General features: G+C 63.9%; 25 protein-coding genes, 1 rRNA gene and 1 pseudogene. 12 read left to right on the top strand and 15 right to left on the bottom strand.

Features of this window, described 5'->3' with window-relative positions; all coding sequences use genetic code 11:
* The first annotated feature begins 9 nt into the window (after positions 1-9).
* From rrf to G3N64_RS31805, 4 genes are all read left to right on the top strand, one after another.
* Positions 10-122: ribosomal RNA gene (rrf, locus tag G3N64_RS31790) — 5S ribosomal RNA — on the top strand.
* Positions 123-373: 251 nt separating this feature from the next.
* Positions 374-778 carry a Cu(I)-responsive transcriptional regulator gene (gene cueR, locus G3N64_RS31795; protein WP_205787736.1) on the top strand — a complete coding sequence of 135 codons (405 nt, stop codon included), beginning with the start codon at positions 374-376 and terminating at the stop codon, positions 776-778.
* Between the two features lie 215 nt (positions 779-993).
* On the top strand, positions 994-1,140 hold the full coding sequence (locus G3N64_RS31800) for a DUF3563 family protein (RefSeq protein WP_006478295.1): 147 nt from the start codon (positions 994-996) through the stop codon (positions 1,138-1,140).
* 114 nt (positions 1,141-1,254) lie between these two features.
* A complete protein-coding gene (locus G3N64_RS31805) occupies positions 1,255-1,623 on the top strand; it encodes a hypothetical protein (RefSeq protein ID WP_205787717.1) in 369 nt (122 codons plus the stop codon).
* Between the two features lie 18 nt (positions 1,624-1,641).
* Here G3N64_RS31805 and rlmJ read toward each other — a convergent pair whose 3' ends face one another.
* Together rlmJ and G3N64_RS31815 are read right to left on the bottom strand one after the other, a co-directional pair.
* Entirely contained in the window at positions 1,642-2,487 is an 846-nt protein-coding gene (rlmJ, locus tag G3N64_RS31810; RefSeq protein WP_205787718.1) for a 23S rRNA (adenine(2030)-N(6))-methyltransferase RlmJ, read from the bottom strand.
* Between the two features lie 111 nt (positions 2,488-2,598).
* A complete protein-coding gene (locus G3N64_RS31815) occupies positions 2,599-3,570 on the bottom strand; it encodes an aldo/keto reductase (RefSeq protein ID WP_205787719.1) in 972 nt (323 codons plus the stop codon).
* 164 nt (positions 3,571-3,734) lie between these two features.
* Between G3N64_RS31815 and G3N64_RS31820 the strand changes: the two genes are divergently transcribed.
* On the top strand, positions 3,735-4,523 hold the full coding sequence (locus tag G3N64_RS31820) for a 3-hydroxybutyrate dehydrogenase (RefSeq protein WP_205787720.1): 789 nt from the start codon (positions 3,735-3,737) through the stop codon (positions 4,521-4,523).
* Between the two features lie 121 nt (positions 4,524-4,644).
* Here G3N64_RS31820 and G3N64_RS31825 read toward each other — a convergent pair whose 3' ends face one another.
* Positions 4,645-5,844: an amino acid aminotransferase gene (locus G3N64_RS31825; protein WP_205787721.1), complete on the bottom strand. Its 1,200-nt coding sequence runs from the start codon at positions 5,842-5,844 to the stop codon at positions 4,645-4,647.
* Between the two features lie 257 nt (positions 5,845-6,101).
* On the opposite strand from G3N64_RS31825, the gene uvrB reads away from it, so the two are divergent.
* From uvrB to G3N64_RS31850, 5 genes are all read left to right on the top strand, one after another.
* Positions 6,102-8,192 carry an excinuclease ABC subunit UvrB gene (gene uvrB / locus G3N64_RS31830; protein WP_205787722.1) on the top strand — a complete coding sequence of 697 codons (2,091 nt, stop codon included), beginning with the start codon at positions 6,102-6,104 and terminating at the stop codon, positions 8,190-8,192.
* Between the two features lie 226 nt (positions 8,193-8,418).
* Positions 8,419-8,970 (top strand): iron transporter, encoded by a 552-nt coding sequence (locus G3N64_RS31835; RefSeq protein WP_059233631.1) that lies wholly within the window; start codon positions 8,419-8,421, stop codon positions 8,968-8,970.
* Between the two features lie 55 nt (positions 8,971-9,025).
* Positions 9,026-9,358 (top strand): cupredoxin domain-containing protein, encoded by a 333-nt coding sequence (locus tag G3N64_RS31840; RefSeq protein WP_021163416.1) that lies wholly within the window; start codon positions 9,026-9,028, stop codon positions 9,356-9,358.
* Between the two features lie 58 nt (positions 9,359-9,416).
* Complete coding sequence (locus G3N64_RS31845) at positions 9,417-10,259, top strand: FTR1 family protein (protein WP_205787723.1); 843 nt, start codon at positions 9,417-9,419, stop codon at positions 10,257-10,259.
* Positions 10,256-11,653 (top strand): 4Fe-4S binding protein, encoded by a 1,398-nt coding sequence (locus G3N64_RS31850; RefSeq protein WP_205787724.1) that lies wholly within the window; start codon positions 10,256-10,258, stop codon positions 11,651-11,653. Before G3N64_RS31845 ends, G3N64_RS31850 begins: the two co-directional genes overlap by 4 nt.
* A gap of 276 nt (positions 11,654-11,929) precedes the next feature.
* Here G3N64_RS31850 and G3N64_RS31855 read toward each other — a convergent pair whose 3' ends face one another.
* The 3 genes from G3N64_RS31855 to G3N64_RS31865 all read right to left on the bottom strand — a co-directional run bounded on the left by G3N64_RS31855 (position 11,930) and on the right by G3N64_RS31865 (position 13,769).
* Complete coding sequence (locus tag G3N64_RS31855; protein WP_043188753.1) at positions 11,930-12,175, bottom strand: hemin uptake protein HemP; 246 nt, start codon at positions 12,173-12,175, stop codon at positions 11,930-11,932.
* Between the two features lie 139 nt (positions 12,176-12,314).
* The gene (locus tag G3N64_RS31860) at positions 12,315-12,797 is read right to left on the bottom strand and encodes an SRPBCC family protein (protein ID WP_205787726.1); all 483 of its coding nucleotides are present in this window, start codon (positions 12,795-12,797) and stop codon (positions 12,315-12,317) included.
* Between the two features lie 99 nt (positions 12,798-12,896).
* The gene (locus G3N64_RS31865) at positions 12,897-13,769 is read right to left on the bottom strand and encodes a pirin family protein (protein WP_205787727.1); all 873 of its coding nucleotides are present in this window, start codon (positions 13,767-13,769) and stop codon (positions 12,897-12,899) included.
* A 122-nt stretch (positions 13,770-13,891) separates the two neighbouring features.
* Between G3N64_RS31865 and G3N64_RS31870 the strand changes: the two genes are divergently transcribed.
* Positions 13,892-14,866, top strand: a complete 975-nt coding sequence (locus G3N64_RS31870) for a LysR family transcriptional regulator (RefSeq protein ID WP_205787728.1) — start codon at positions 13,892-13,894, stop codon at positions 14,864-14,866.
* Between the two features lie 384 nt (positions 14,867-15,250).
* Here G3N64_RS31870 and G3N64_RS31875 read toward each other — a convergent pair whose 3' ends face one another.
* The 9 genes from G3N64_RS31875 to G3N64_RS31915 all read right to left on the bottom strand — a co-directional run bounded on the left by G3N64_RS31875 (position 15,251) and on the right by G3N64_RS31915 (position 22,560).
* Positions 15,251-15,679 (bottom strand): biopolymer transporter ExbD, encoded by a 429-nt coding sequence (locus tag G3N64_RS31875; protein ID WP_205787729.1) that lies wholly within the window; start codon positions 15,677-15,679, stop codon positions 15,251-15,253.
* Between the two features lie 13 nt (positions 15,680-15,692).
* A complete protein-coding gene (locus G3N64_RS31880; RefSeq protein ID WP_205787730.1) occupies positions 15,693-16,424 on the bottom strand; it encodes a MotA/TolQ/ExbB proton channel family protein in 732 nt (243 codons plus the stop codon).
* Positions 16,425-16,461: 37 nt separating this feature from the next.
* Positions 16,462-17,193 carry an energy transducer TonB gene (locus G3N64_RS31885; RefSeq protein WP_205787731.1) on the bottom strand — a complete coding sequence of 244 codons (732 nt, stop codon included), beginning with the start codon at positions 17,191-17,193 and terminating at the stop codon, positions 16,462-16,464.
* Positions 17,194-17,410: 217 nt separating this feature from the next.
* Entirely contained in the window at positions 17,411-17,647 is a 237-nt protein-coding gene (locus G3N64_RS31890) for a (2Fe-2S)-binding protein (protein WP_039370093.1), read from the bottom strand.
* 150 nt (positions 17,648-17,797) lie between these two features.
* Positions 17,798-18,658 carry a glutamate racemase gene (murI, locus tag G3N64_RS31895; protein WP_205787732.1) on the bottom strand — a complete coding sequence of 287 codons (861 nt, stop codon included), beginning with the start codon at positions 18,656-18,658 and terminating at the stop codon, positions 17,798-17,800.
* 39 nt (positions 18,659-18,697) lie between these two features.
* The gene (gene bfr, locus G3N64_RS31900) at positions 18,698-19,174 is read right to left on the bottom strand and encodes a bacterioferritin (RefSeq protein WP_011352652.1); all 477 of its coding nucleotides are present in this window, start codon (positions 19,172-19,174) and stop codon (positions 18,698-18,700) included.
* A gap of 194 nt (positions 19,175-19,368) precedes the next feature.
* A complete protein-coding gene (locus tag G3N64_RS31905) occupies positions 19,369-20,892 on the bottom strand; it encodes a fumarate hydratase (RefSeq protein ID WP_205787733.1) in 1,524 nt (507 codons plus the stop codon).
* A 34-nt stretch (positions 20,893-20,926) separates the two neighbouring features.
* Positions 20,927-21,550: a TIGR00645 family protein gene (locus G3N64_RS31910; protein WP_205787734.1), complete on the bottom strand. Its 624-nt coding sequence runs from the start codon at positions 21,548-21,550 to the stop codon at positions 20,927-20,929.
* 113 nt (positions 21,551-21,663) lie between these two features.
* Complete coding sequence (locus G3N64_RS31915) at positions 21,664-22,560, bottom strand: DMT family transporter (protein ID WP_205787735.1); 897 nt, start codon at positions 22,558-22,560, stop codon at positions 21,664-21,666.
* A gap of 316 nt (positions 22,561-22,876) precedes the next feature.
* Here G3N64_RS31915 and G3N64_RS31920 point away from each other — a divergent pair.
* Positions 22,877-23,015, top strand: a pseudogene (locus G3N64_RS31920) (AMP-dependent synthetase); the annotation flags it as partial.

The following is a 23,015-nucleotide window of genomic DNA, read 5'->3' on the forward strand; positions in this document are numbered from 1 at the left end:
CCCTCTTTGCCTGATGACCATAGCGAGTCGGTCCCACCCCTTCCCATCCCGAACAGGACCGTGAAACGACTCTACGCCGATGATAGTGCGGATTCCCGTGTGAAAGTAGGTAATCGTCAGGCTCCCTAAGCCAGAAACCCCCGCCCGAAAGGCGGGGGTTTTTGCATTGCGGCGACGGAAATGCATGGGGATGGCGGAAGAGCGCTCCATTCATCACGTTTCCCTCGCCCGCCCGCCAGATCAATCAGCTGCCATCCCGCAGTCAGCCTTACCCCGGAAGGAAACCACGCGATTTGATACGATCGAAGTGCCGTCGGCGATTGCACTCGTCGACGTTCATGTTCGAAATCAGGGCTTGATGGAGAGGGTGGGAATGAATATCGGCGACGCGTCGCGCGAATCCGGAGTCAGCGCAAAGATGATCCGGTACTACGAACAGGTTGGCCTGCTTGCGCCGAGCAAGCGTACCGACGCCGGCTACCGGATCTACGGCGCGGATGAAATCCATATCCTGCGTTTCATTCGTCAGGCGCGGCGGCTTGGCTTTCTCGTCGAGGACATCCGCAAGCTGTTGATGCTCTGGCAAGACCGTTCCCGCGCGAGCGCCGAAGTGAAGTCGATTGCGCTCGAGCACGTGGCCGAACTCGACAAGCGCATCGCGGAGCTGAGCGACATGCGCGACACACTGGCCGATCTCGCGGCGCACTGTCATGGTGACGGGTGGCCCGAATGCCCGATTTTGGCGCGCCTGTCCGACCCCGTCGGTGAACCAAATTAGTGCGCGTACTCGAGGTCCGAAACAGGCCTCGATTCGATTCCCATAAAAATCAACAGGTTACGCCGGATTGGTGATCGGCTATTCCGAAATGGAATGGTTTTCATGCAAGGATTTCACTAGCATCTTGGTGCGGCATCGCTATAATTCGGGATAACCCTATACGGGAAATCCCTGAATCTCGATTCACCAGGGGTCCCTCTTCCTTGGAGAACGTCATGATCGCCTACATCGTCGAAAAGCTGAGCAACTGGTTCGAATCCGCAGAACGTGAACGCCGTGAGGCTTACCTTGCTACGTCGTCGGACATCGTCCAGCTCGAGAGCCGCATCCGCTCGCTCGAAACCAACGGCTACTCGCTGTAATCGGAGTCACCGTCAGCTGCCACGTGGCACCGAACGATAAGCAAGCCCCGTATTGACGGGGCTTTGTTTTTTTGTGCGCCGGATCTGGCGCAATCGTCAGTGCAGCGCTATGGTATGCACCTGCTTTTTATCCTGAAGGACACCATCATGCGTTTGCGTCTCGATGTGCGTCGAAGTGCCCGCGCGCGTCTCGTTTTGGGCGCGGCGGTGCTCGTCCATGGGCTCGCGGCCGCCGCCGCGACGTCGTCCAAGCCGCTGATTCTCGATACGCAACGCGGTATCCAGGATGGCAAGGGCGGGTTGGTGCTGCAGACGGCACCGTTGTCTTCCGAGCCGATCGTCGAGCCGGCAGGCATGCGGGCTCCGGCCGGGCAGGCGCAGAACACGTCGGTCCCGCTGTTCGTTGCGCCGTATATCAATGTTCCAGCGTGGGGTGGGCAGCCGGCCAACCAGCCGAGGCTCGCGCCGAGACTTCAGCCGTAACGGTCAGCCGTCGCCCGATCAGTTACCGCGGTGCTCGATCTGGCAGCGGGCGCCACTATCCTGTCCCAGCATCTCGACCAGGTAGGGCAGTGCCTCGTTCATGCTCTGAGCGAGCGTATACGGCGGATTCAGAATGAACATCCCGCTGCCGTAAAGACCCAGTCCGTCAGTCGGCGGATTCGACACCGTCAGTGTCAGGTGCAGCCAGTTGTTCGGTTGCAGGCGCTTCAACTGCTCGGGAAAGCGCTGTGATTCCGTCCTGGTCACCTGTGGGTACCAGATTGCATAGCAGCCCGTCGCGAAACGCTTGAGACACTCCGTCACACAAGTCACCGTGCGCGCGTAATCCTTCTTGTCCTCGTAGGACGGATCGATCAGCACGAGTGCGCGTCGCGGCGGCGGCGGCAGCAGCGCCTTGATACCTTCGAAACCGTCGCCGGCGAAGATCATCGCGCGTCGCCCCGCATCGCGGAAATTGTGGCGCAGCACGTCGATTTCCGTCGTGTGCATTTCGAACAGGCGCATGCGATCCTGATCGCGCATCGATCGCCATGCGATGTACGGGGAGCCGGGATAGAACCGGAGTTCACCGTCGTCGTTCAGCGCGCGGACTTCATCCACATAGTCGCCCAGCGCTTCCGGCAGGTTCTTTTCGTTCCACAATCGGCCGATACCGGTGTCGAATTCGGATGTCTTCGCCGCGTAGCCGTCGCGCAGCGAGTACACGCCGGCACCGGCATGCGTGTCGATGTACCAGTAGGACTTGTCTTTCTTGTTCAGGTAGCGCAGCAGCTGGACGACGACGGCGTGCTTGAGCACGTCCGCGTGGTTGCCTGCGTGAAAACCGTGACGATAACTGAGCATGGCGGGCTGCCTGAAACGGAAGGTGAATCGATGAAAGCGGTCGATCGTGCGCGGCTGTCGGGCCGGGCGCCGATGCGGCCGCGTATTGTACGCGAGTGGCCGTGCATCGCCTTATTCGTACGCACCGCCGACTACCTCTTCGATACGTTGCTTCACATCTGGCGTCAGCTTCGCGGCAACGTCGAGCGCGCGCATGTTGTCGCCAATCTGTTCGATCTGCGACGCGCCCGTGATGACCGAACTCACGCGCGGGTTCGCGAGCACCCACGCGATCGCGAGCTGGCCCGTGCTGCAGCCGAGCTCGGCCGCAATTTCGCCGAGCCGTTCGACGATGTCGTTGGCGGCCTGATCGGTCAGGCGGTCGCGCATCCAGTCGTAACCCTGCAACTGCGCGCGGCTGCCGGGCGGCACGCCGTTACGGTACTTGCCGGTGAGCAGGCCCGACGCAAGCGGGCTCCAGGTCGTGAGGCCAAGACCGTAGTCGTCGTACAGCCGCGAATATTCCTGTTCGACCCGTGTGCGGTGGAACAGGTTGTACTGCGGCTGCTCGACGACGGGCTTGTGCAGGTGATGCCGTTCGGCGATCTCGCACGCGGCACGGATCTCGTCGGCGCTCCATTCCGACGTGCCCCAGTACAGCGCCTTGCCGCGCGCGATCATGTCGCTCATCGCCCAGACGGTTTCCTCGATCGGCGTGTTCGGGTCGGGGCGATGGCAATAGACGAGGTCGACATAGTCGAGTTGCAGCCGGCGCAGCGAGCCGTCGATGGCGTTCAGCAGGTATTTCCGGTTCAGCGTGTGATACTGGTTCGGCGCCTCGGCGAGTCCCCAGAAGAACTTCGTGGACACGATATAGCTGACGCGCGGCCAGTCGAGCGACTTGAGCGCGTGGCCCATGATTTCCTCGGATTTGCCGCCGGCGTAGACCTCGGCGTTGTCGAAGAAATTGACGCCTGCGTCGCGGGCCACAGCCAGGCATTCGCGCGCGACCCGCTGGTCGACCTGGTTGCCGTACGTCACCCACGAACCGAGCGAAAGCGCGCTGATCTGCAGGCCGGAGCGGCCTAGCCGTCGATAGTGCATGCGAATCTCCTGCGTGACAGAACCGACCTTAAGCTTAGACGTTTTGTGCGCGAACGGCGGGGCCGATCGTGCACAATGACGGCTGGCCCGCCGGTACGATCGCGCGACGGTTGCGGATGCGGCGGGCGCTTGTTTTATCGATCCGACAACGGGAGGAGACGGACATGGCAGCAGATCTGAGCGGCAAGACCGCAGTCGTCACGGGCGCCGCGAGCGGCATCGGCAAGGAAATCGCACTCGAGCTCGCGAAGGCGGGCGCGGCCGTCGCGATCGCCGACCTGAACCAGGACGGCGCGAATGCCGTCGCCGACGAGATCGTCAAGGCGGGCGGCAAGGCGATCGGCGTCGCGATGGACGTGACGAACGAGGAAGCCGTGAACAGCGGCATCGACAAGGTGGCCGAAACGTTCGGCTCGGTCGACATCCTCGTGTCGAACGCAGGTATCCAGATCGTCAACCCGATCGAGAACTATTCGTTCTCCGACTGGAAGAAGATGCAGTCGATCCACGTCGACGGCGCGTTCCTGACGACCAAGGCCGCGCTCAAGCACATGTACAAGGACGATCGCGGCGGCGTCGTGATCTATATGGGTTCGGTGCACTCGCACGAAGCGTCGCCGCTGAAGTCGGCGTACGTGACGGCCAAGCACGGCCTGCTCGGCCTGGCCCGCGTGCTGGCCAAGGAAGGTGCGAAGCACAACGTGCGCTCGCACGTCGTGTGTCCGGGTTTCGTGCGCACGCCGCTGGTGGACAAGCAGATTCCTGAGCAGGCGAAGGAGCTCGGGATCAGCGAAGAGGAAGTGGTGAAGAAGGTGATGCTCGGCAATACGGTCGACGGCGTGTTCACGACCGTTCAGGACGTCGCGCAGACGGTGCTGTTCCTGTCGGCGTTCCCGAGCGCCGCGCTCACGGGCCAGTCGGTCGTCGTCAGCCACGGCTGGTTCATGCAGTGACGCAGGTGCGGGCGATGTAGCTGCCCGACGGAGAATGGCATAAAAAAAACGCGCTCCGTGGAGCGCGTTTTCTATTTCGGCAGGGCGGGGCCGATAACGGCCGCCGCCCGCTCACGCCGTGTTACTTCAGGACGGCTGCGATTGCATTGGCGACCGCGTCGAGGTTGCGCGTGTTCAGCGCTGCGACGCAGATCCGGCCCGTGCCGACCGCGTAGATGCCGAACTCGTCGCGCAGGCGATCGACTTGCGCTGAGGTCAGGCCCGAATACGAGAACATCCCGCGCTGTGCGTTGATGAAGCTGAAGTCGCGATCGACGCCGCTTGCCTTCAGGCGTTCGACGAGACCGTTGCGCATTGCGCGGATGCGATCGCGCATTTCACCGAGCTCCTGCACCCACGAAGCGTGCAGTTCCGGCGATGCGAGCACCGCTGCGACCACGGCGCCGCCGTGGGTCGGCGGGTTCGAATAGTTCGTGCGGATCACGCGCTTCAGTTGCGACAGCACGCGCGTCGCTTCTTCCTTGCTCGACGTGATGATCGACAGTGCGCCGACGCGCTCGCCATACAGCGAGAACGACTTCGAGAACGACGACGACACGAATGCGTTCAGGTCGGCTGCGGCAAACAGGCGCACGGCGGCGGCATCGGCCTCGATGTTCTCGCCGAAGCCCTGGTAGGCCATGTCGAGGAACGGCACGAGGTTGCGCGCCTTCACGACGTCGACGACCTGTTGCCATTGCGCTTCGGTCAGGTCCACGCCGGTCGGGTTGTGGCAGCACGCGTGCAGCACGACGACCGTGCCTGCCTCGTAGCCGTTCAGTGCCGACAGCATGCCTTCGAAGTTCACGCCGTTGGTGGCAGCGTCGTAATACGGGTACGCAACGACTTCGAAGCCGGCTGCTTCGAACAGCGCGCGGTGGTTTTCCCAGCTCGGATCGCTGATCGCGACCTTCACGTTCGGATTCACGGTGCGCAGGAAATCGGCGCCGATCTTCAGCGCGCCCGTGCCGCCCAGTGCCTGGGCCGTGACCACGCGACCTGCTGCGATCAGCGGCGAATCGTTGCCGAGCAGCAGCTTCTGAACGGCCGCATCGTAGGCGGCGATCCCGTCGATCGGCAGGTAGCCGCGCGGCAGGCCGGCCTCGACACGCACCTTCTCGGCTTCGCGAACCGCGCGCAGCAGCGGAATCTTGCCTTCTTCGTTCGTGTACACACCGACGCCGAGGTTGACCTTGGTCGGACGCGCATCGGCGTTGAAGGCTTCGTTCAGGCCCAGGATCGGGTCGCGGGGAGCAAGCTGGACAGCGGAGAAGAGCGACATGATGATTCGGCAGTAGTGAAAAGAGGGTCAGACTTTCAACGGGCGGGGCGCGGCGGACCGCGCGGGCAGGCACGACGCCGGAAAGCGCAGCAGCGTGACATTGTAGCGAATTCGCGCAGGCGGGGGCGGCGTTTCGGCGGCGAAATGCGTCCGGAAATGGCGATTCCGGACGGCCGTCGCGCGTCAGGAGCCGACAGCAGTTCGCGAGGCCGCGAAGCGCTAGAATGCTTTCTTTGCCCTCGCTCCGGCCGCATTCCATGTCCGAACACCATGCCGAAACCGGCGACGCGCTCGACGAATCGAAATTCGTGACCTTCGAAGGGTCGCCGTTCCAGCTGTACCAACCGTATCCGCCCGCAGGCGACCAGCCGACCGCGATCGACACGCTCGTAGAAGGGGTCGAGGACGGTCTCTCGTTCCAGACGCTGCTCGGCGTGACGGGTTCGGGCAAGACCTTCACGATGGCGAATACGATCGCGCGGCTCGGCCGCCCGGCGATCGTGTTCGCGCCGAACAAGACGCTCGCCGCGCAGCTCTACTCGGAGTTTCGCGAGTTCTTTCCGCGCAACGCGGTCGAGTACTTCGTCTCGTACTACGACTATTACCAGCCTGAAGCGTACGTGCCGCAGCGCGACCTGTTCATCGAGAAGGACTCGTCGATCAACGAGCACATCGAGCAGATGCGGCTGTCGGCGACGAAGAGCCTGATGGAGCGTCGCGACGTCGTGATCGTCGCAACGGTGTCGGCGATCTACGGTATCGGCAACCCGTCCGAATACCACCAGATGATCCTGACGCTGCGCGCCGGCGACAAGCTTGGCCAGCGCGACGTGATCGCGCGGCTGATCGCGATGCAGTACACGCGCAACGATCAGGATTTCCAGCGCGGCACGTTCCGTGTGCGCGGTGACACGATCGACATCTTTCCGGCCGAACACGCGGAGCTGGCCGTGCGCGTCGAATTGTTCGACGACGAGGTGGAGACGCTGCACCTGTTCGATCCGCTGACGGGGCGCGTGCGGCAGAAGATTCCGCGCTTCACCGTGTATCCGTCGTCGCATTACGTGACGCCGCGCGACACCGTGATGCGCGCGGTCGAGACGATCAAGGACGAACTGCGCGAGCGGCTCGAGTTCTTTCACGGCGACGGCAAGCTCGTCGAGGCGCAGCGCCTCGAGCAGCGCACGCGCTTCGATCTCGAGATGCTGCAGGAGCTGGGCTTCTGCAAGGGCATCGAGAACTACTCGCGGCATTTCTCGGGTGCGGCGCCCGGCGATCCGCCGCCGACGCTCGTCGACTATCTGCCACCCGATGCGCTGATGCTGCTCGACGAGTCGCACGTACTAATCGGCCAGCTGAACGGCATGTACAACGGCGACCGCGCGCGCAAGGAAAACCTCGTCAACTACGGCTTCCGGCTGCCGTCGGCGCTCGACAACCGGCCGCTCAAGTTCCCCGAGTTCGAACGCAAGATGCGCCAGGTCGTATTCGTGTCGGCCACGCCGGCTGACTACGAGAAGCGCGTGACGGGGCAGATCGCCGAACAGGTCGTTCGGCCGACGGGCCTCGTCGATCCGGAAATCGAAGTGCGGCCGGCGAGCTCGCAGGTCGACGACGTGCTGGCCGAGATCAACGCGCGCGTGAAGGCCGAGGAGCGCGTGCTGATCACCGTGCTGACGAAGCGCATGGCCGAGCAGCTCACCGAGTTTCTCGCGGATCACGGGGTCAAGGTGCGCTACCTGCACAGCGACATCGACACGGTCGAACGCGTCGAGATCATTCGCGACCTGCGGCTCGGCACGTTCGACGTGCTGGTCGGGATCAACCTGTTGCGGGAAGGGCTCGACATTCCCGAGGTGTCGCTCGTCGCGATCCTTGACGCGGACAAGGAAGGCTTCCTGCGCGCGGAGCGCTCGCTGATCCAGACGATCGGCCGCGCGGCGCGGAACGTGAACGGCAAGGCGATCCTCTACGCGGACAACATAACCGAGTCGATGAAGCGCGCGATCGGCGAGACCGAGCGGCGCCGCGCGAAGCAGATCGCCTACAACGAGCAGATGGGCATCACGCCGCGTGGCGTGGTGAAGCGCATCAAGGACATCATCGATGGCGTGTACAACGCCGACGAAGCGCGCGCGGAGCTGAAGGAAGCGCAGCAGCGCGCGAAATTCGAGGATATGTCGGAAAAGCAGCTTGCCAAGGAAATCAAGCGCCTCGAGAAGCAGATGGCCGACTACGCAAAGAACCTCGAGTTCGAGAAGGCCGCCGCGACCCGCGATCAGCTTGCGCTACTGCGTGAGCGCGTGTTCGGCGCGAACGTCGGCGACCACGTCAACGGCGGCCGGTAAATCTTTCCAAGCGTCACTGAAACCTTGCGGTAACGGACCTGTAAGCCTTGTCGGATCAGGGGTTTACACGGTTCGCCGTTTGTTCCGAAACAGGTTCGGTGCTAAACTCCACCATTATTGAGAATTGTTCGCATTAACGTTCTTCATCGCGTTAGTGTTTTCGGCGAGCTGTCCAGGCGGCGGCACGCATGTCGTCATATAGTCAGACAAATAACAAGGAGTGTCCATGTTGGGTTCTTCGTTCATCCGCACGACGGTTGCGGTAGCGGCGGCGCTTGCCGCGATGTCGGCCTCGGCTGCCGAATATCCGATCGGCAAGCAGCAGATCCAGGGCGGCATGGAAATCGGCGCGGTGTACCTGCAGCCGATCACGATGGACCCGGAAGGGATGATGCGTAAGGCATCGGATTCCGACATCCACCTCGAGGCCGACATCCATGCGGTCAAGAACAACCCGACGGGTTTCGCGGAAGGCGACTGGATGCCGTACCTGCAGGTCACGTACAAGCTGACGAAGCAGGGCGACACGAAGTGGAAGGCTGAAGGCGACCTGATGGGCATGGTCGCGAGCGACGGCCCGCACTACGGCGACAACGTGAAACTGAACGGCCCGGGCAAGTACCACCTGACGATGGTCGTCAAGCCGCCGATGCAGAGCGGCCACATGGCATTCGGCCGCCACATCGACAAGGAAACGGGCGTGGGCGCATGGTTCAAGCCCGTTACCCTCGAGTACGACTTCCCGTTCGCCGGTATCGGCAAGAAGGGCGGTTACTGATCGGTGGCATCACGGACGGCGCGCTTCGGCGCGCCGTCGGCGTAGAGAACCCAGAATGAAAATTCCCCAGAAAATCGTTGCCGCAGCCGCTGCGTTGTGGCTTGCCGGCGCAGCGTACGCTGCCGATCTGCCGACGTTCAAGCTCGAGATGGCGGACGGCAAGCTGACTCCCGCCCGCATCGAAGTGCCGGCCGGCCAGCGTTTCAAGATCGAGATCAAGAACACCGGCAAGGGCGCCGCCGAATTCGAGAGCGTGCAACTGCGCAAGGAGAAGGTGCTTGCGCCGGGCGCTGATTCGTTCGTGGTCGTCGCGCCGCTGTCGCCTGGCGAATACAAGTTTTTCGACGATTTCCACCAGCAGGCGCAGGGCGTGATCGTCGCGAAGTAACACGTTTTATCTGCGCGCAGGCACACCTGCCCGGTGTACCGCGCGTCAGGAGGTATCGATGGGTCAGATCTTGTTCATCGTCTGGCGGGAGAGCGTCGAAGCGCTGCTCGTCGTCGGCATTCTCTATGCATGGCTGAAAAACGGCGACGACGATGCGCGCCGCGGCCTGCCTTTTCTCTGGGCCGGCGTCGGTGTCGGCCTGCTGATGGCCGTCGGCCTCGGCGCCGCGCTGGTCGGTTTCACCGAAGTGCTGTCCGGCGACGCGCAGGACTACTTCCAGACTGCCATGGTGCTGATCGCATGCGTGCTGATCGTGCAGATGGTGCTGTGGATGCGCCGGCACGGCCGTACGCTGAAGCGCGACATGGAGCAATCGCTGCAGCAGAGCACGCGCGATTCGAACTGGTGGGGCGTCGCGGTGCTGGTCGCGCTTGCGATCGCGCGCGAAGGCAGCGAGACGGTGATCTTCCTGTACGGCCTCGGTTTCGGCCAGTCGGGTCACGTCGACGGTAGCCAGATGCTCGCGGTCGTGATCGGCCTCGGCCTCGCGTTCTTCACGTTCTATCTGCTGCAGCTCGGCGGCAAGTACTTCTCGTGGCGGCATTTCTTCCGCGTCACCGAAGTGATGCTGCTGTTCCTCGGCGCGGGCCTGTTCCAGACCGGCGTCGACAAGCTGATCGACAAGGAAATCCTGCCGCTCGGCATTTCGCAGGTGTGGGACACGTCCGCGATCCTCGATGATTCGGGCACGTTCGGCTCGCTCGTCGCGACGCTGACCGGCTATCGCGCGCACCCGGCACTGACCAACCTGGTCGCCTATGCGGTGTACTGGGCGGTGGTCTGGCTGCTGATGAAGCGCGCGAGCCGTCGTCCGGTCGTTGCTGCAGGTCGCACGGCATGAGCGTTGCCGCCGCAGCCAAGCCGGGCTGGCTCGCGCAGGCCGGCCAGTGGATGCAGCGCCACGGCGCGCTGATCCGCGGCATCCAGTGGGCCGTCGTCGCGGTCTATGCGTTCCTGATCATCGTGCCGGCGGTGTTGCCGCTGCCGGACGACTCCGCGCACCTGTGGAGCAACCTCACGCTGATCGCGCAGTTCACGTTTTGGGGCATCTGGTGGCCGTTCGTGCTGCTGTCGATGGTGATGCTCGGCCGTGTATGGTGCGGCGTGCTGTGCCCGGAAGGGGCGCTCACCGAATACGCGAGCAAGTTCGGCCGCGGCGGCCCGATTCCGCGCTGGATGCGGTGGGGCGGCTGGCCGTTCGTCGCGTTCGGGCTCACGACGATCTACGGGCAGATGGTGAGCGTGTACCAGTACCCGCTCGCGGTGCTGTTCGTGCTCGGTGGCTCGACCGTCGGCGCGATCGTGATCGGCGTGCTGTACGGCCGCGAGAAGCGTGTGTGGTGCAAGTACCTGTGCCCGGTCAACGGCGTGTTCGGGTTGCTCGCGCGGCTCGCGCCGATGCGCTACAAGGTCGACGAGGATGCATGGCGCCGTTCGTACAAGAACGGCGAGCATGGCCATCGCGTGATTCCGATCAACTGCGCGCCGCTCGTACCGTTGCGCAACATGAAGGGGGCGGCGGCGTGCCATATGTGCGGCCGCTGCAGCGGGCACCGCGATGCGATTTCGCTGTCGTTGCGCTCGCCGTCCGACGAAGTCGTGAACCTCGGCGCGCAGCAGGCGAATCCGTGGGACACCGCGCTGATCCTGTACGGCCTGCTCGGCGTCGCGATCGGTGCGTTCCACTGGACCGTCAGCCCGTGGTTCGTGCAGATCAAGCAATGGCTCGCGGGCTGGCTGATCGACCATGACATCACGTGGCCGCTCGAAACCAATGCGCCGTGGTTCCTGCTCACGCATTATCCGGATCGCAACGACGTGTTCTCGTGGCTCGATGGCGGGCTGATCGTCAGCTACATCGTCGGCACGGGGCTCGTGTACGGCACGGCGCTGCTGGTGCTGCTGGCCGGCGCCACGCTGATGCTCGGCCGCTTCGATCGCGTGCGGCTGCATCACCTCGCGCAGGCGTTGATCCCGATCGCGGGCGCGGGCGTGTTTCTTGGCCTGTCGGCCACGACGCTGTCGTTGCTGCGTGCCGAGCATGTGCCGCTCGGCTGGGCGACGGATGTGCGCATCGCGATCCTGGTCGGCGCCAACGCATGGAGTGCGTGGCTCGCGTGGAAAGTGACGGGGCGCTATGCGGCCTGGCCGCGCCGGCTTGCGGCATTCGCGTGGTTCGCCGCCGGGCTTGCCGTCATCGACAGCGCATGGTGGTTGATGTTCTGGGGGTTCTGAAACGACTCGCGGGCCGCTTCGGCGGTCACGCATCGACGCGGTAACGAACCTGGGCGGCATGCTTCGCGCATTGGCGGCCCAAACAAAAAAGCGACACGTCGAAGGACGTGTCGCTTTTTTTTACTTCCTTGTGCGAGAACCAAAAAAAGTGGCTTGGCTTGCTGCAACGGCTGCTTGAGTGTGTTTGCACGAAGGGGTCTAGATCTCACGTGCAAGCCGTTACGCTGGCTACTGCCCAACACCTCTCAGGGAGGTGGTCCCCACAATACTCTGTCGTTACTTCGTCAGGATCAGCTTGCCGAGCCGTGTGGCGCGCAACTGATAGGTCTCTCCGTTATGCGCGATGCTGACGTGGCTCTGGCCTTGCAGCAGCGCATCGCTGCTGACGACCCGCGTGCCTGCATCGCGGTTGCCGGCGGGTTTTGCCGGCGTGGTGACCGCTGCCGTCTTCTGACGGCTGCTGCCTGCGGTGCCGGTCGTGCGGCGCAAGGTCAGCGTGGTCGGGCGCATGGTGTCGGTCATTCGGTTTGATCGGTGACTGTCGATACGATGGAATGAATTCTAAATGATAACTATTCCCATTTACAAAAACTCTTTATCGATCGAAATAGAAAACCTGATAGCTTGAGTCAAAGAGGCGGCCTGCAGGCCGCCATCGGGTTCAGTGGAGCGGATCGGGGTCCTTGCGGCCCTGCGCGTACTCGCGGATCAGGCGGACCGTGTCGATATCCGACGTGCGGTACGCTTCCTTGACGATCCCGTGCGTCTGACGCGCGTCTTCGCTGTCGTCCGTGACGACCAGCGTCGTGCGGTATTCGAAACGCAGGAACAGCTCGTGGTCGTCGCGTTCCTCGATCGTCATCGTCAGCGAGCCGCCGATCTCGCCGTCGGCGGCGCGGATGTCATAGCGAACCTGCTGGTTCGGCGTGAACGTGACGTGGTCGCGCACGGTCGCGTGACCGTAGTGCAGTTCGCGTTCGAGCGTCGTGTCCGTCCGTTCGTGGACGACGCAGCTGTCGAGACCGAGCACGAACAGTTGCGGCTGCTCGGCACGCAGCACGAGACCTTCCCAGAGCTGGTCGCGGGTGAGGGTCGGCACGGCCGGATCGTCGGAATTGATCTGGATCAGATGTTCGAAGTTCAAGGGGACGGGTTCCTTCTGGTGGCGGGCGGCCACGTGGTTCAAGAAGTCATTGTGACGCAAAACGGGCGGTTTCGCGGCACCTGCGCGCCCGCTGAGGCCTCATGCTTCGATGCGGCCCATGCGACCCGTCTGGTAATCGACGACCGCCTGCCGGATCTCTTCCTCGGTATTCATCACGAACGGGCCGTAGCGGACGATTGGCTCGTTGAGTGGTACGCCTCCGATCAGCAGCAGGTCGAGCGGCGTGTCGCCGGCGGCGAACGTGACGGTGTCGCCGTCGCAGCCGTAGACGATCATGTGTCGCGCGTCGACGGCCTGCCTGTCGGGCCCGTAGAGGCCCGTTCCGTCGATGGGATAGGCGAACACGCGATAGCCGGCCGGCACGGGCTGCGTGACCGTTGCGCCGGGTTCCAGCGTGAAGTGCTGATAGAGGATCGGTGTGCGCGTCTCGATCACGGCCCGTACGCCGAACGCCTCGCCGGCGATCACGCGCACGCGCGCGCGGCCGTCCGGCGACGTGGCGGTCGGAATGCGGCTGGCGGAGATCTCCTGGTAGCGCGGCGCGATCAGCTTGTCGCGGCGCGGCAGGTTGACCCACAGCTGGAATCCGTGCGAGCGGCCACCCGCCTGCGCGAACGCGGGATCCGGCATCTCGCTGTGCACGACGCCGGCGCCGGCCGTCATCCACTGCACGTCGCCGGGGCCGAGCGCGCCCGCATGGCCGGCCGAGTCGTGATGGCGGAAGTGCCCGTCAAGCACGTAGGTCACGGTCTCGAAGCCGCGATGCGGGTGGGCGGGCGCGCCGACGGCTTCGCCGGGCGCGTAGTCGACCGGACCCATTTCGTCGAGCAGCAGGAAGGGATCGAAATCCATCAGCAGCCGGGTCGGGAACGGACGGTGAACCACGAAGCCGCCGCCTTCGGTCGTGCGAAGCGCGGGGAACGTACGGTCAAGCGAGCGAGCGGTCGTCATGCGGAAGCCCTCGAAATCAACGGAATAGCGTTATTTTTGAAACATAGCGCTATTATATTGGGCGTTTTACCGTTCAATTCGCGATGGTTCGCAATGGATTGTTCTGAAATTGGAACGATGACATGAATATCGATGCACATAACCTGAACGACCTCATGTACTTCTCGCAGGTCGTCGAACACGGCGGTTTCTCTGCCGCGGAACGCGTGCTGGGCATCTCGAAATCGCGCCTGTCGCGGCGCCTCACCGAGCTCGAGGCGGCGCTCGGCGTGCGCCTGCTGCAGCGTTCCACACGCAAGCTCGCGCTGACCGAGGCGGGGGAACTGTTCTACCAGCATTGCCAGGCGATGCTGGCAGAAGCACAGGCGGCGATGAACGCGGTCCAGCAGTTGCGCTCATCGCCACGTGGCTCGGTGCGCGTCAGCGTGCCCGTGACGCTGTCGCAGACGATGCTATCGCGCATCCTGCCCGAATTCCTGCGCCGCTATCCCGAGGTGAAGGTGCACGTCCGCGTGACGAATCGCGTGATCGACCTGTTCGAGGATTCGATCGACGTCGCGCTGCGCGTGCGCTCGGAGCCGCCGCAGAACGCCAACATCGTCGTGCGGCCGCTGTGGCGCACCGAGCAGATGCTGGTCGGCGCGCCGAGCCTGCTGAGCCAGAATGCGCCGCCGCTGGTGCCGGACGACCTGAGCGGTTTCGAGACACTCGATACGCCGAGCGTCGACGGGCGGCACGTGTTCAACCTGATCGCACCGGACGGTACGCGACACGTGCACGAGCACGACCCGCGGCTCGTGACGGCCGACCTGATGACGATCCGCGAAGCTGTGCTCGATGGCCTCGGCATCGCGGCCCTGCCGGAGATGATGTACGGCAATGCGCTGCGCGCGGGGCAACTATCGCCCGTGATGCCGGGCTGGACACTGCCGGTGCCGCAACTGTACGCGGTGTTCGTGTCGCGGCAGGGGATGCCGCCCGCGGTGCGTGCGTTCGTCGACTATCTGGTCGAGAAGCTCGATCACGGCGCGTACAAGGATCCGGGGTGCCCGGAGCGTGCGAAGAAGGAAGCGGCGACCGATGTTTCGGCGACCTGAACACGACGCGCCCGGCGACGCAAATTTGTTTTGTCATTGAAGCGTCGCCGGCAATCGCAAGTTTCAATCGCAGGAACCTTGAATGCGCGTGCGTGCGGGCCTATATTGAAATCCCATTTCGTGAAGGAAGTTCTGAGCGAAATCAGGTGGCCGCATATATTGTGAGCCAGATAGGGCAGAACGCGCAGTCCGTGCAGACCACGGCAGAGTCGCATTTGCGTTGCTCGAGGCGCAACCGATACCGCCAAAGAGCCCGCCGCCCGAAGGCGCCCGCGTGCGCATGAAAAAAGGCCTTCATCTGGCGATGAAGGCCTTTTACTTTGTGTGCGGCCTGTTAGGCGTGGGCGGCACGGTGCAGCCGGCGAGTACCTGGTTGCGCGTGTGTTACTTCGCTTTCGCAGTCGGCTCCGTCACGAAGCCGAGCTTCGTCAGGCCGCCTGCCTGCGCATCCGACATCACTTCGGCGACGTGTTCATAGGCGACCTTGCGGTCCGCACGCAGGTGCAACTCCGGCTGCGGCGTGCGTTTTGCCGCTTCCGCGATGCGTGCCTGCAATTGTTCGCGCGTGACCGTGTGGTCGTCCCACAGGATCGTGCCGTCGCCCTGGATCGCGACGTCGACCGTCTGCGGCTTTTCTTCGACGGGCTGGCTGCTGGCGTGCGGCAGGTCGATCTTCACCGCATGCTGCATCGCCGGGATCGTCACGAGGAAAATGATCAGGAGTACGAGCATGACGTCGACGAGTGGCGTCATGTTGATCTCGCTCATCACGGCATCGTCGTCATCGTCGCTGAAACCGGTGTTCATTGCCATGGTTCACCCCGCCTCAGCTGGCGCGCGCCGCGAGACGCAGGCCGTCGCGCGTCGACGACGACGCGAGGCTCGCGCCCGTCACGAAATACGCGTGCAGGCCGTGCGCGAAGCGGCGCAGCTTGCTGACGACACCCTTGTTCGCACGGGTGAGTGCGTTGTAGCCGAGCACGGCCGGGATCGCGACGAACAGGCCGAAGGCGGTCATGATCAGCGATTCGCCGACCGGGCCCGCGACCTGGTCGATCGACGTCTGGCCGGTTGCGCCGATCGCGAGCAGTGCGTGGTAGATCCCCCAGACCGTACCGAACAGGCCGACGAACGGCGCCGTGCTGCCGACCGACGCGAGGATCGCGAGGCCGCTCTGCATGCGCGAGATGCCTTCGTCCATCGTGTCCTTCAGGCAGCGCGTGACCCAGTCCGACACGTCCATGCGGTCATGCAGGTGCGGTTGCGTCTGGTGGTGGTGATCGGCGGCTTCCTTGCCCGACAGCGCAAGCGCGAGGAACGGGTTGTCGTTCGGCGTCGAGGCGGCGAGCCCGAGCTTCTTGATGCCGTCGTCGAAGTTGTCCGAATGCCAGAACGCCTGTTCGGCGTTCTTCGTGAGGCGGCTCAGGCGGATCACGTTCCAGCCCTTGATGACGATCACGATCCACGACAGGACCGACATCACGAGCAGCGTGATCGCGATGGCACGCGTGACGAAATCACCTTGCGCCCAGACGTGCGCGATACCGTAGCTTTGCATTTTCTTGTTTCCCTTTGAATCTTCCTGATGAGGCAGGTTAATCGTTGAGCGTGAAGTTGTAGGGCAGGATATGCGCGACGCGGATCGCCTGGCCGTTCTCGAGATATGGCTGGCAGGTGGTGGCGCGCGTCGCGTCGAGCGCGGCTTCGTCAAGGCGCGAGTAGCCGCTGCTCTTCTGCAGGGTGATGCTTTCGATCTTGCCGGTCACGCCGACGACGAAGCGAACGTTGGCCGTGCCCGTCTCGCCGCGGCGGCGCGACATCGACGGGTAATCGGGCTTCACGAAATTGCACTGGAGCGTCGATACGTTCTTCGGTGCGCTGACCTGCATCGTTTCGCGAGCCGGGCCGGGCGTGGCGGCAGGTGCGGCAGGCGCCGGCGCGGCGGGTGCGGGTGTCGGGTCGGCGGCCGGTGCCGGAATGGGCGATGGAGCGGGCGATTGCGCGAGCGGCTGTGGCGCCGGCTTCGCTGTTTTCGGCACCGGCTTTGGCTCGACCTTCGGCTTCACGCGCGGTACGGGCTTCGGCGGCGCGGGCTGCGGAAGCGATTCGGCCGCGACCTGCTTGGCGACCGGTGCCGGTGCGATGAGTTGCGCAGTGATCGACTGGGCTTCGACCGTTTTCGGCGGCGGCGCGTTGCGATGGAGCCAGGCGGCCGTCAGCATGATCGCGTGTGCGGCAAGCACACCGACCGCGACGACGATCACTCGGGGATTCATACGTGGTGCAGCCGGCATGGCGCCGGCAGGAGCGAGATGCGAAGCCTGCATGTTAGCTTGAAAGAACGATGTCGCACCCGGGGCGCGGCGGGTGAATCGGCATCACTTGCGGAAGATCAGCAGCGAGATGCAAACGGTGGTCACAAATCCGATCAGCAATTCCATGACAGGCTCCTTGGCAGGTAAGCCGCTGGCTCGCGCAGACGGTGGCTTGCTGACGGTCAAAACAAAAATGCGGCCTGGGCCGCTTGCGCACACGCGGCGCCGGTCAGGCGGCCTTGCGTTCGTAGAACGTGACCGGGATCGGGTGAGCGTGATGCTCGACACCGCACCGGCTCGCGCAGACGCCTTGTTCGGCCATGAGGTCGCGTACGGACTCCTCGCACTTGCCGCAGCACGTGGCCACGCCGAGCTCGAACTGGAGTTCATCGAAAGAGTTCACGCCCTCTGCGAGGGACGCGCGAATCTTGCGATCGGAAACAGACTTGCACACGCAGACGATCATGATGAGTTGCGATAGCTAACGTTAATGCGAATTATTATCATTAAATTTGCGGGCGTTGACAAGCCTGGGTCGGGCTTTTTTTAAGGTCATCGGACCCTTGAAACGGCGGGGTGGGAGAGCGGCACGCGGAAGAGGGCGTGCCGGCCCGTGTCAGGCGGTCGCGCAGGCGCGCGCGTTCGGCGAGGAAATCGTGACGGATTCAACTGATGCAGCGAGGCCGAGCAGCGTCGATGCGAGTACCTGCAACTGACGGCCGTCGCTGGTCGAGCAGAAGCGGGGTGGCGCCGCGCGCGTGCCGGCTGGCACGCGCAGGTTGCGCTCGTCGAGCACCCGCATGAGCTGGCGTGCAATCGCGTCGCTGGTGTCGACGATCGTCAGGCGGTCGCCCACAAGGTCACAAATCGTTTCCGTGAAGAACGGGTAGTGCGTGCATCCGAGAACCAGCGTATCGGCGCCGTCGTCGAGCATCGGTTGCAGGTAGCTGTCGAGCAACGCGCGCAATGCAGGCGAATTCGTGTCGCCGCGCTCGATGGCCTCGACGAGCCCGTGGCCGGGCTGGCAGATGAAGCGGCGGCCGGCGCCGTAGCGGTCGAGCAGCGCCTGGAAACGCGGGCTGTTCAGTGTCGACTGCGTGGCGAGGACGCCCGCGACGCCGCTCGCAGACACGGCAGCGGCCGGCTTGATGCCCGGCTCGACGCCGACGAGCGGCATCGACAGGTGTTCGCGGATCGCGGCGATCGCACGTGCGGTCGCGGTGTTGCAGGCGATGACGAGCGCTTTCGCCCCTTCGCGGGCCAGCCACTCGCCGATTGCCAGCGTGCGTTCCGTAATGAACGCCTCGTCGCGCGGACCATACGGCGCGTGGTGCGAATCGGCGACGTAGATGAACGATTCGTCGGGCAGTTGCGCGCGCACGGCGCGCAGCACCGACAGGCCGCCCAGCCCGGAATCGAAGATGCCGATGGGGGCGACGGTCGAGGCCGTCGCAGCGATAACGGAAGGTGTCGACATGAAGGGGCTGGAGGCGATCGCGGGAAGGGCGGAGCGCGCTTACTCCGGCGAACCCATCATCGTTTGCTGATAGTTCTGCAGGCCGACCTTGCCGATCAGGTCGATCTGCGTTTCCAGCCAGTCGATATGCTCTTCGGTGTCGTCGAGGATCTTTTCGAAGATCTCGCGCGACACGTAGTCACGCACCGATTCGCAGTAGGCGATCGCTTCCTTGCAGGTGGACTGCGAGATCTGCTCGAGCTTCAGGTCGCACTTCAGGATCTCTTCGGTTTCCTCGCCGACGAGCAGCTTGTGCAGGTCCTGCAGGTTCGGCAGGCCGTCGAGCATGAATACGCGCTCGATCAGCCAGTCGGCGTGCTTCATTTCGCCGATCGACTCGTCGTACTCGTGCTTGCCGAGCTTCTCGAGGCCCCAGTGCTTGTACATGCGCGCATGCAGGAAGTACTGGTTGATCGCCGTGAGTTCATTCTTCAGCTGGGCGTTCAGATATTCGATGACTTTCTTGTCGCCTTGCATGGCTTGTTCCTTGTTCAGTGGGGCTTCAGAAACCGAACGATAATCGCTCGAACGAGAAAAGCCAAGCCTCAAAGCCTTGCCGGGCCTGCCTTTTGCGTGTAATGAGAATCAGCCTCGAATCATCGGCCGCACACAATAATGAGAATGAGAAGTAAAAAGGCCGGACTCCCGTCCGGCCTTTCGTTCGGTCGCGCTTAAGCGGCCGCGACCGGGATCTTGCCGATCTTCGCCTGCCACTCCTTCGGGCCGGTCTGGTGCACCGACGTGCCCGACGAATCGACAGCAACTGTTACAGGCATGTCCTGCACGTCGAACTCGTAGATCGCTTCCATGCCGAGGTCTTCGAATGCAAGCACCTTCGCGCCGCGGATCGCCTTCGACACGAGGTACGCCGCGCCGCCGACCGCCATCAGGTAGGCCGCCTTGTGCTTCTTGATCGCGTCGATCGCGACCGGGCCGCGCTCGGCCTTGCCGACCATCGAGATCAGGCCGGTTTGCGCGAGCATCGTCTCAGTGAACTTGTCCATGCGCGTGGCCGTCGTCGGGCCTGCCGGGCCAACCACTTCGTCGCGGACCGGATCGACCGGGCCGACGTAGTAGATCACGCGGTTCGTGAAGTCGACCGGCAGCGTCTCGCCCTTCGCGAGCATGTCGGCGATGCGCTTGTGTGCAGCGTCACGGCCGGTGAGCATCTTGCCCGACAGCAGCAGCGTCTGGCCCGGCGTCCAGCTGGCGACTTCTTCCGGCGTCAGCGTGTTCAGGTCGACGCGCTTGCTGGTTTCGGTATTCGGCTCCCAGTTGACCTTCGGCCATGCGTCGAGCGACGGCGCTTCAAGCTTGGCCGGGCCCGAGCCGTCGAGCACGAAGTGTGCATGGCGCGTGGCCGCGCAGTTCGGGATCAGCGCGACCGGCTTCGATGCCGCGTGCGTCGGTGCCGCCATGATCTTCACGTCGAGCACCGTTGCCAGGCCGCCGAGGCCCTGGGCGCCGATGCCGAGCGCGTTGACCTTCTCGTGCAGTTCGACGCGCAGTTCCTCGACCCAGTCCTTCGGGCCGCGCGCGATGATTTCCTGGATGTCGATCGGCTCCATCAGCGATTCCTTCGCCATCAGCATCGCCTTTTCGGCCGTGCCGCCGATGCCGATCCCGAGCATGCCGGGCGGGCACCAGCCCGCGCCCATCGTCGGGACCGTCTTCAGCACCCAGTCGACGATCGAGTCGGACGGGTTCAGCATCACGAACTTCGACTTGTTCTCCGAGCCGCCGCCCTTTGCCGCGACCTGCACGTCGACCTTGTCGCCCGGCACGATCTCGTAGTGGATCACGGCCGGCGTGTTGTCCTTCGTGTTCTTGCGGGCGCCTTCCGGCGGATTGACGATCGACGCGCGCAGCACGTTGTCCGGGTGCGTGTACCCGCGGCGCACGCCTTCGTTGATCATGTCGGTGAGACCCATCGTCGCGCCGTCCCAGCGCACGTCCATGCCGACCTTCACGAAGATCGTCACGATGCCGGTGTCCTGGCAGATCGGGCGCTTGCCTTCCGCGCACATGCGGCTGTTCGTGAGGATCTGCGCGATCGCATCCTTCGCGGCCGGACTTTCTTCCAGCTCGTACGCGCGGCCGAGGGCCTGGATGTAGTCGAGCGGATGGTAGTAGCTGATGTACTGCAGCGAATCCGCGATGCTCTGGATCAGGTCTTCCTGTTTGATGACGGTCATGGCTGAGACTCTGTGAGGACTGTGGGGAATGCGTTTATGCGTTGACGGCTGCGTCGGCCGGCTTGCGGGACTCGTTCGCTGCAGGCGCGTGTGCGTCGCGGGCGTGCGGCTCGTGGAAATGGGCCGGGTGCGTGTGCGTCGTCAGGCGGTCGACCCATGCCATCACGAGCGCCGACACCAGGAACGACACGTGGATGATCACCTGCCACATGATCGCGTGCGTCGTGTGCTGGTCGGGGTTGATGAACGTCTTCAGCAGGTGGATCGACGAAATGCTGATCAGCGCCATCGACAGCTTGACCTTCAGCACGCCCGCGTTCACGTGGTCGAGCCACTCGGGCTCGTCGGGGTGGCCCTCGATGCCGAGGCGCGACACGAACGTTTCGTAACCGCCGACGATCACCATGATCAGCAGGTTCGAGATCATCACCACGTCGATCAGGCCGAGCACTGCGAGCATCACGCTGATTTCGTCGAGGCTGGTCGCATGCGACAGCAGGTGCCAGACTTCCTTCAGGAACAGGAATACGTAGACGGCCTGCGCGACGATCAGGCCGAGGTAAAGCGGAACCTGGAGCCAGCGGCTCATGAAAATCAACGCGGGAAGCGGGCGAAGCGGGCGACGCGCGGGGCGGCCAGGCGAATGCGGGGCAGACATGATGGAAAGTCGGGCGCGGTGCGCAGGTATCGGGGGTAATCTTGAAAAGGCGCGCTATTGTAACGCGTCGGCCGGCGCGACTGCAGTGACGCGCCGGCATTGTCAGGGACGGATCAGGAGGCGGCAGCCGGCACGCGTTTCACGCGCAGGCTGGCCAGCACGATACCGGTGACGACGCATGCGAGCGCGATGCCATGTGCAAGCGTCGGGCGTTCGCCGAGGAACGCGATGCCATAGGCGGCCGCGGCGACCGGCAGCACCGCGCTGAACACACCGGCGAGGCTGCCCGGCACGTGCCGGATGCCTTTCATCCACAGCCAGAACGAGAAGATGCTGGCCGACAGCCCGTACCAGACGACGAGCGCCCACGTGCCGGCCGGCACGCTCGCGTAATCGAAATGCCACATGGCCGTCGCGCCGAGCGGCAGCATCAGGCCCAGGCCGAACAGGTGCGTGTACGCGCAGATGTCGATCGGCGCGAGCGTCTGCGTGAGGCGGCGCGACAGGATCACGTAGATCGATTCGCAGCATACCGCGCCGAGGATCAGCAGGTTGCCGGTCAGCGACGACGACGCGCCGTGCCCGGCCGCGCTGCCGTTGGCGAGGTTGATCGTCACGACGCCGGCGATCGCGAGCGCGATCGACACGAGCGCACGGCCGTTCGGTTTTTCACGCAGGATCAGCCACGCGAACAGCGCGACGATTGCGGGGATCGTGCTGGTGATCACGCCGGCCGCGACCGCGCTCGTGCGCTGCACGCCGTTCAGCATCAGCAGCGTGAACATGAAGGTGCCGAAGAACGCCTGCAGGAACAGGTTCAGCCATTCGCCGCGTTTGACCGCGCGCATCTTCACCGGGCTGAACAGCGGCCACAGCACGGCGATCGCAATCACGAAGCGCAGCGTGGCGAGGATGGCGACGGGAACGAAGACGACGATCGATTTGCCGATACCGACATTGCTGCCGACGAACAGCATCGACAGGACGAGAAAGAAAGCGTAGCGATTCAAGCTGGAATCCGGAAGGCGAGTTCAGTTAGGATTGTAGGGTCGCGCTCGTTACAGCGTAAAGCTACAGGCGCCGCCGCCCGGCGGGCGAAACGGCCGTGCCACGTAAGTGACGGGTAAGTTGGAGCGCTTATTGTGGAAACGGTCGGGTCGCCCGGTCGCCATCGTGCGACGTGGTGCGGCGCAGCATCGCGCAGCGGCCTTCGGGCCGTGCGCGGGTGGTGGGTAGGAGACAGCGGCGCGCATGCGCCGGTCAAGACGCGCGGCGCGCACGATCGCGCCGCCATGCAGAGGATTCATGTTCACCAAGGGGTAGTCGATGTCTGCGATTGAATCGGTTCTTCACGAAACCCGTCAGTTTGCGCCGCCCGCGGCGCTCGAACAGGCGGCGACCATTTCCGGCATGCCGGCCTATCGTGCGCTCGCCGCCGAGGCCGAGAACGATTACGAAGGCTTCT

This window comes from Burkholderia sp. Ac-20344 (genome assembly GCF_017104975.1).
Lineage (GTDB): Bacteria > Pseudomonadota > Gammaproteobacteria > Burkholderiales > Burkholderiaceae > Burkholderia.